Below are 5,857 nucleotides of genomic sequence, written 5' to 3'. Positions count from 1 at the left end.
GGGGCGGAGTTCGGTACCGGGGAGGGGGCCACCGGCCGCACCGAGCGTGAACTCGCCTGCTGGGAAAGGGCCCTGGAGGGCCTGCCGGACCGCCCTGCGCGAGGCGTACCGCGCGGCCTCCCAGCGCTACGAGAAGGTCGGCGTCGGCGCCGACCTGCGGGCCGAACAGGCGCGTGCCGAGGGCGACGAGAGCGCCGCGCGCGCCGCCCTGGACCGGCTCACCAACAAGGTCCGCACCCGTGCCGCCCAGCTCCTGGAGGGGCCCGACGGCGCCGACGGCCCCTCCCGGCAGGCCGCCGCGGCCCGCGCCGAGGCGCTGGTCCAGATGCTGGAGTCCCGCGCCTCGACCGCCAGTGAGCAGCTCGGCCGGCTGCGGGGCGAGGCCGAACGACTGGCTCCCGGCGAGGAGCGGGACGCCTACACCGAACTGCCGGAGGAACTGACCCCAGCCGACGCCGAGCAGGCGCAGACCCTGCTGCGCGGCGCCAACACCGAACTGGCCGCCCGCACCGACGCGCTGGAGGCCGCCCGGGCCGCCCACGCCGAGCTGGTGCGCGCCCAGCGCGCCGCCGAGGACGCCGCCGGGGCCTTCGACGAGCTGGCCGCCATGCTCCGCGACCTGCTGCGCGACCCGCACGGCACGGGCGGTACGGGCCCGGAGGAGGGCGGGGAGAGGCCCGAGCCGTACGCGGGCGCCCTCGACCAGGCCCGGCAGGCGGCCGCCGAGGCACGCCGCTCCCTGCGCGGCTGCGCCGCCGACCTCACCGCCGCCGAGTCGGCCGTGCGCGAGGCGGGCGACGTCCTGGTGCGGCACGCCAACTCCACCCGCTACGAGCAGGTGCGCACCCCCGCCCGCCAGCAGATCCGCGAGCTGCCGGCCGCCGCCCTGCCCGACCACGCCGCCTCCTGGGCCGCCGCCTTCGAGCCCCGGCTGCGCGTCCTGACCGACGAGCTCGACCAGCTGGAGCGCAACCGGGACAGCATCGTGGACCGGCTGCGCGGCCTGGTGGAGTCCTCGCTGGCCACCCTCCGCTCCGCCCAGCGCCTGTCCCGGCTCCCCGGAGGGCTGGGGGAGTGGTCGGGCCAGGAGTTCCTGCGCATCCGCTTCGAGGACCCCGACCAGGCCGCCCTCGCCGAGCGGCTGGGAGAGGTCATCGACGAGGCCACCCGGGCGGCCGTCCGCCGCAACTCCGATCTGCGCCGGGACGGCATGACGCTGCTGCTGCGGGGCGTCCACGCCGCCCTCCGGCCGCGCGGGGTGTCGGTGGAGATCCTCAAGCCCGACGCGGTGCTGCGCGCCGAGCGGGTGCCGGTCGGGCAGATGGGGGACGTCTTCTCCGGCGGCCAGCTGCTGACCGCGGCCATCGCCCTGTACTGCACGATGGCCGCGCTGCGCAGCAACGACCGGGGCCGCGACAGGCACCGGCACGCGGGCACGCTCTTCCTCGACAACCCCATCGGCCGTGCCAACGCCACCTATCTGCTGGAGCTCCAGCGCGCGGTGGCCGACGCGCTGGGCGTCCAGCTCATCTACACCACCGGCCTGTTCGACACCACGGCACTGGCGGAGTTCCCGCTGGTGATCCGGTTGCGCAACGACGCCGATCTGAGGGCGGGGCTTAAGTACATCAGCGTCGAGGAGCACCTGCGGCCCGGTCTGCCCAAGCAGGACCCGGAGTCCGAACCGGTGCACGGCGAGATCACCGCCACCCGGATGTTCCGCCGCCCCGACGGCGCCGGCCGGGCGCAGGACACACCGCCCTCCGTCCCGGCGCCCACCGCCCCCGGCGAGAGCGAGGAGACCACCGCGGCGGGCGCCTCCGGCACCTCCGGCTGAGGCCCCGGGCCGGCGGCTCAGCGGTTGAAGGCGGGGAACGCGAAGCGCTGGACGTTGCCCGTCGCGTCCCCCTTGGCGTCGGTGCTGTTGACGCAGTAGACGAGCGTCCGCGACAGGTCGCGCGTCGCGGCGACGACGGTCTGGTAGCCGGGGCGGGAGCCGGTCTTGCCCCAGACCTCCCTGCCGTTCACGTCGTAGGGCGCCATGCCGCCGGCGGCCACGGCCGCCCCTGGGACGTCCGGCACGGTGAAGAACTCCTCCAACCACGGCTCCGGTACGACCTTCCCGCCGAACAGGGCGGTCACGAGCCGCTCCAGGTCCGCGGTGGTGGAGATCATGTCACCGGCCGCCCAGCGGTCCGACATGTTCCACTCGGTGACGTCCACCAGCCTGCCGCCGAGCCAGTCGTAGCCGCGGTTGTGCGGACCGTGGAGCCGCGGGTCGGGACCGCCGGGGAAGGAGGTGTGCCGCATGCCGAGCGGCCGAAGGACACGCGTGGCGGCCTGGTGCTCGTAGGTGTCCCCGGTGACCTCCTCGATCAGCATGCCCAGCACCGTGTAGTGGATGTTGCCGTACTCCTGCCGCTCCCCCGGAGCGGACGCCGGCCCCCTGGCGACGGACGCGGCCACGACCTCTCGCGGCGTCAGCGTCTCGAAGCGGTGCGGGTAACCCTCCTCCACGGTGTCGCCGAGTGAGCCGCCCGGCCGGAGCCCGCTGGTGAAGTTCAGCAACTGCCGTACGGTGAAAGGCCGCTCGAAAGCGGGCGTCAGCAGCTCCGGCAGGTAGACCCCGGCGGACGCGTCCAGGTCCACCTTCCCCTCGGCGGCCAGTTGCAGCACGACGGCCGCGGTCACCAGCTTCGTGACGGAACCGGCCCGGAAGCGGCCGTGCTCCAGGGCCGGGGCGCCGGTCCGCAGGTCCCGCACTCCGGCCGCGCCGCGCCAGGCGCCGTCGCCGCCGACGCGTACGAGCGCCGCGGTCACCTCACGGTCCGGCAATCCGGCCAGCGCGGCACGCAGCGCGGCGGCGTCGGGTCCAAGACCCCCCTTCTCCGCGGTGACCGCAGCGGGGGAGCGGTGATGGGCCGTGGCGGGCAGGGCCAGCGGGCCCGCCGCGAACCCGAACCCGAGGACGAGGGCGGCGGCCAGGACGGTACGGGCGGGCTGTCTCATCGGCTCCTCCAGTGGTGCGGACGGGGCGTCCGCCGCGCACCACATCCTCGGAGAGCGGGCCGGGCGGCGTGATCGTCCGCGAGGACGGCGCGCACCCTGCCGAATCCCTGAGCAACGGGCCCCGCCCACAACGGAGTTGTGGGGGAGCCCCCTAGGGCGCCGCGGACCGGGCGCCGGCGGCCGTCAGCCGTGTCTTCGGCGGAAGGCGCGGCGCTCGCGCGCCACGCTGCTCGGCGTGGAGACCACCCCGTTGCGCTGGTTCCACATCTGCCGGGTGACCCACACGTCCAGCACCCCCCAGGTGGTGACCACCGTGCCCGCCACCGCCGCGAGCACCATGGGTAGGGCCAGCCACACCTGCGCCAGGGAGCACAGGACGGCGACCATCACCAGCACCAGGGTCACGGCCACGAGGACGACCGCGCGCACCGCCGCCGCCCGCACCGGGTCGGGCAGCCCCGATTCGACACCCACAGGATCTCCACTCTCCTCGTACACCTCGTCCTCATCCCGGTCCGACCGGAACTGGTCGAATCCACCCGGTCCCCAGTCGGCCCTGCTCAGCCCCATGCGGTCTCCCCGTGCCCTGCGGTGCGCGCGTTCCCCGCGCACCGTGCGGCATCCGGCGTATCACAACACAGCGTCACAACAGCACGCGACAGGCGCCCGTACAGATGCCCGATGTCCCGGACGCGGCCACGGCCGGTCCGTTGCCAGTAGTAGGCTCGCGCCGTTTGCTGAGGGAACCCATGCTCCCGCTCGGCGGGTTGGACACAGGGGAGGCCATGCGCTTTCGCGGCAAGTCGATCCGGCGGAAGATCATGGCGCTGCTGCTGGTCCCCCTGGTGGCGCTCACCTCCATCTGGGCGTTCGCCACCGTGATCACCGGCCGCGAGGCGGACCAGCTGCTCGACGCCGCGGCCGTCATGGGCGAACTCGGCGAACCGGTCCAGGAGACCGTCCTCGCCCTCCAGACCGAGCGCCGCCACACCCTCGTCCACATCGCCGACCCGCGCCGCTCCGACTCCCTGACGGCCCTGCACGACGGGCAGCGCGCCACCGACGAGGCGGTGGCGGCCCTGCGCGCCCGGGCGGAGGGTGAGGAGATCCGCGACAAGCTGGACGGCGATGCCCGCAGACGCCTGGACGACCTACTCGCCGCGCTCGACCGGCTGGACAGGGTGCGCGCCCGGGTCGCGGACAACACCGTCGAGCGACAGGACGCCTACGACGCGTACAACGCCCTCGTCGACCCCTGCCACGCCTTCCTCACCGGTATGCGCGGCGTCGACGACGTCCGGCTGGAGAGGGAGGGCCGCGCGCTCATCGGACTCTCCCGCGCACGCGAGTACCTCTCCCGTGAGGACGCGCTGCTGGCCGCCGCGTTCACCGCCGGCCGGATGACCGGGGAGCAGCTGCGGGCCGTCTCCGACCGGGTGGCCGAACGCGAACTCGCCTACCGCACCCACCTGTCGATGCTCCCCGCCGAGGACCGGGAGAGGTACCAGAGGTTCTGGTCCGGCACCGACGGCCGGACCCTGCGCGCGGCCGAGGACGAGATCATCGGCGCCGGCGCCGCGGGGGCGGTGAAGGCCTTCGACGCGGAGCGCTGGCAGAAGACCTCCGGAGCGGTCCTGGAGGAGCTGCGGCGCATGGACCGGGAGACCGGCGAGCGCTACCACCGGCGTGTCGAGCCGGAGGCCGCCTCCGTGCTGCTGCGGGCCGCGGTCGCCGGGATCCTGGGCTTCGCGGCCGTCGTCGTCTCCGTGGTTGTCTCCCTGCGCATCGGCCGCGGCCTGGTCCGCGACCTCGGCGCCCTGCGCAGGGAGGCGGGAGAGGCGGCGGGCGTACGGCTGCCCGACGTCATGCGGCGGCTCGCCGCGGGCGAGCAGGTCGACGTGGAGACCGAGGCGCCGCGCCTGGAGTACGGACGCGACGAGATCGGGCAGGTCGGGCAGGCCCTCAACACCCTCCAGCGGGCCGCCGTCGAGGCCGCCGTCAGACAGGCGGACATGCGCCGCGGCGTCTCCGAGGTCTTCGTCAACCTCGCCCGCCGCAGCCAGGTGCTGCTGCACCGCCAGCTCACCCTGCTGGACGCGATGGAGCGCCGCACCGAGGACCCCGGGGAACTGGCGGACCTCTTCCGCCTCGACCACCTCACCACCCGTATGCGCCGCCACGCGGAGGGCCTGGTCATCCTCTCCGGCGCCACGCCCTCGCGCCAGTGGCGCAAGCCCATCCCGCTGATGGACGTCGTCCGCGCCGCCGTCTCCGAGGTGGAGGACTACGAGCGCATCGAGGTGCGGCGGCTGCCCCCGCTCGCGGTCGACGGCGCCGCCATCGCCGACCTGACCCACCTCATCGCCGAACTCCTGGAGAACGCCACGGTGTTCTCGCCGCCGCACGCCGCGGTCCAGGTGCTCGGAGAGCGGGTCCCCAGCGGCTTCGCCCTGGAGATCCACGACCGGGGTCTGGGCATGTCCCCCGACGCGCTGCTGGAGGCCAACCTACGGCTCTCCGAGACGCCCGACTTCCGGCTCTCCGACACCGACCGGCTCGGCCTGTTCGTCGTCTCCCGGCTCGGCCGGCGCCAGAACGTCCGCGTCTCCCTGCAGCCCTCGCCCTACGGCGGCACCACCGCCGTCGTGCTCATCCCGGGCGCGCTGCTCACCGAGGTCGCAGCCGCGCCCCAAAACGCCGTGGCGGCGGGGGAGGAGGCGGACACCGCCGGGCACCGCGCCGGCGACCACGCCCGGACCGCCGCGGGGCTCCCGCTGCGCGGCGCCCGGCCCGCCATCGGGGCGGGCCGGGGCGGTCCCGTCGAACTGGAGCCGCCCGCCGGGGAGTT

The 5,857-nt window shown here is 74.9% G+C and carries 3 protein-coding genes and 1 pseudogene; 2 read left to right on the top strand and 2 right to left on the bottom strand.

Translation table 11 applies throughout. From position 1 onward, the window contains the following. Positions 1-1,837, top strand: a pseudogene (locus tag ACLIYP_RS28825) (hypothetical protein); the annotation flags it as partial. Positions 1,838-1,854: 17 nt separating this feature from the next. Here the strand turns inward: ACLIYP_RS28825 and ACLIYP_RS28820 are convergent. Together ACLIYP_RS28820 and ACLIYP_RS28815 are read right to left on the bottom strand one after the other, a co-directional pair. Beyond that, complete coding sequence (locus ACLIYP_RS28820) at positions 1,855-3,009, bottom strand: serine hydrolase domain-containing protein (RefSeq protein WP_412716032.1); 1,155 nt, start codon at positions 3,007-3,009, stop codon at positions 1,855-1,857. Positions 3,010-3,192: 183 nt separating this feature from the next. Further along, complete coding sequence (locus tag ACLIYP_RS28815; protein WP_412716031.1) at positions 3,193-3,579, bottom strand: hypothetical protein; 387 nt, start codon at positions 3,577-3,579, stop codon at positions 3,193-3,195. 215 nt (positions 3,580-3,794) lie between these two features. Between ACLIYP_RS28815 and ACLIYP_RS28810 the strand changes: the two genes are divergently transcribed. Next, positions 3,795-5,857 (top strand): sensor histidine kinase (locus ACLIYP_RS28810; RefSeq protein WP_412716030.1); only part of this gene is annotated, 2,063 nt, incomplete at its 3' end.

The organism is Streptomyces nanhaiensis, from assembly GCF_046614825.1.
Classification (GTDB): Bacteria; Actinomycetota; Actinomycetes; order Streptomycetales; family Streptomycetaceae; genus Streptomyces; species Streptomyces radiopugnans.
Note: the sequence above shows the minus strand (reverse complement) of the source record. Positions and strands in the feature narration are given on the sequence as shown.